1 tRNA gene and 1 rRNA gene are annotated in these 2,344 nt (G+C 47.1%); both read left to right on the forward strand.

Annotated elements, in window-relative coordinates:
• Positions 1–74 (forward strand) — tRNA-Ala (locus QO182_RS19370).
• A gap of 132 nt (positions 75–206) precedes the next feature.
• A 23S ribosomal RNA gene (locus QO182_RS19375) occupies positions 207–2,344 on the forward strand; the annotation flags it as partial.

The raw sequence follows: 2,344 nt of genomic DNA on the forward strand, positions 1-2,344 counted from the left end.
GGGGGATTAGCTCAGCTGGCTAGAGCGCCTGCCTTGCACGCAGGAGGTCAACGGTTCGACTCCGTTATTCTCCACGAATCCGCAAGGATTAAAGTTCATTGACATATTGAGATAAGAAAAATATTAAAAAAGTAGAAAGCATTTTTTTACTAAATATTTATATTTAGTAGAAGAAAGAACGGTCTTAATTAATTTTAAGATTGGTACAATAAGCAAAATAAGGGCGTATGGGGGATGCCTTGGCTCTCAGAGGCGATGAAAGGCGTGATAAGCTGCGAAAAGCTACGGGGACGGGCACACACCGATTGATCCGTAGATACCTGAATGGGGCAACCCACTATGTTGAAGACATAGTACACCTACGGGTGGGCAAACCCGCTGAACTGAAACATCTAAGTAGGCGGAGGAGAAGAAAACAAAAGTGATTCCGTAAGTAGTGGCGAGCGAACGCGGATTAGCCCAAACCAAACATGTTACGGCATATTTGGGGTTGTAGGACCACGATATTTGTTGCGGATAGAATTAGAATCTACTGGAAAGTAGAGCCAAAGAAGGTGATAGCCCTGTATAAGTAATAGAAGATAACGATAGTGGTATCCTGAGTAGGGCGGGACACGAGAAATCCTGTCTGAATTTGGCGGGACCATCCGCTAAGGCTAAATACTCCTGAGAGACCGATAGTGAACCAGTACCGTGAGGGAAAGGTGAAAAGAACCGTGAATAACGGAGTGAAATAGATCCTGAAACCATACGCTTACAAGCGGTCGGAGCCCTTTCGTGGGGTGACGGCGTGCCTTTTGCATAATGAGCCTACGAGTTAACGTTGCTGGCAAGGATAAGTGGTTAAGCCACGGATCCGTAGCGAAAGCGAGTCTGAATAGGGCGCTTTAGTCAGTAGTGTTAGACGCGAAACCGTGTGATCTACCCATGGACAGGTTGAAGCTGTGGTAACACATAGTGGAGGACCGAACCCGTTGACGTTGAAAAGTCTTGGGATGATCTGTGGGTAGGGGTGAAAGGCCAATCAAACTCGGAAATAGCTCGTACTCCCCGAAATGCATTTAGGTGCAGCGTTAGTTATAAAGTTATATAGAGGTAGAGCTACTGATTGGATGCGGGGGCTTCACCGCCTACCAATTCCTGACAAACTCCGAATGCTATATAATGTTCACTAACAGTGAGGGCTTGGGTGCTAAGGTCCAAGTCCGAGAGGGAAAGAACCCAGACCATCAGCTAAGGTCCCCAAATATATACTAAGTTGAAAGAACGAGGTTTGTCTGCATAGACAGCTAGGATGTTGGCTTGGAAGCAGCCATTCATTTAAAGAGTGCGTAACAGCTCACTAGTCGAGCGGACGAGCATGGATAATAATCGGGCATAAGTATATTACCGAAGCTATGGATTTACAATTTATTGTAAGTGGTAGGGGAGCATTCTAACAGGGTAGAAGGTGAGTCGTAAGGCCTGCTGGACCGGTTAGAAAAGAAAATGTAGGCATAAGTAACGATAATGCGGGCGAGAAACCCGCACACCGAAAGACTAAGGTTTCCACAGCTATGCTAATCAGCTGTGGGTTAGTCGGGACCTAAGGCGAACCCGAAAGGGACAGTCGATGGACAACGGGTTAATATTCCCGTACTACTGTTAACTGTGATGGGGTGACGGAGTGATGAAAGTGCCGCGAACTGACGGAATAGTTCGTTGAAGTACCTACCTATAAGCTGCGCAGGCAAATCCACGCGGCTTGGGGAAATACGATAGTACTCGGAGACTTCGGTTGAAGAGATAGTGCACCTAAGGGCTTCCAAGAAAAACCTCTAAACTTCAGGTTAATAGTACCCGTACCGCAAACCGACACAGGTAGTCGAGATGAGAATTCTAAGGTGCTCGAGAGATTCATGGCTAAGGAATTAGGCAAAATAGACCCGTAACTTCGGGAGAAGGGTCGCCAGCAGCAATGCTGGCCGCAGTGAAGAGGTCCAGGCGACTGTTTATCAAAAACACAGGGCTCTGCAAAATCGTAAGATGAAGTATAGGGCCTGACACCTGCCCGGTGCTGGAAGGTTAAGTGGAGATGTTATCTTCGGAGAAGCATTGAAATGAAGCCCCAGTAAACGGCGGCCGTAACTATAACGGTCCTAAGGTAGCGAAATTCCTTGTCGGGTAAGTTCCGACCTGCACGAATGGTGTAACGATCTGGACACTGTCTCAGCCATGAGCTCGGTGAAATTGTAGTAGCGGTGAAGATGCCGCTTACCCGCAGTGGGACGAAAAGACCCTGTGCACCTTTACTATAGCTTAGTATTGACCTTGGACAAATGATGTGTAGGATAGGTTGGAGACT

It is taken from the genome of Flavobacterium sp. Arc2, from assembly GCF_041431385.1.
Classification (GTDB): domain Bacteria; phylum Bacteroidota; class Bacteroidia; order Flavobacteriales; family Flavobacteriaceae; genus Flavobacterium.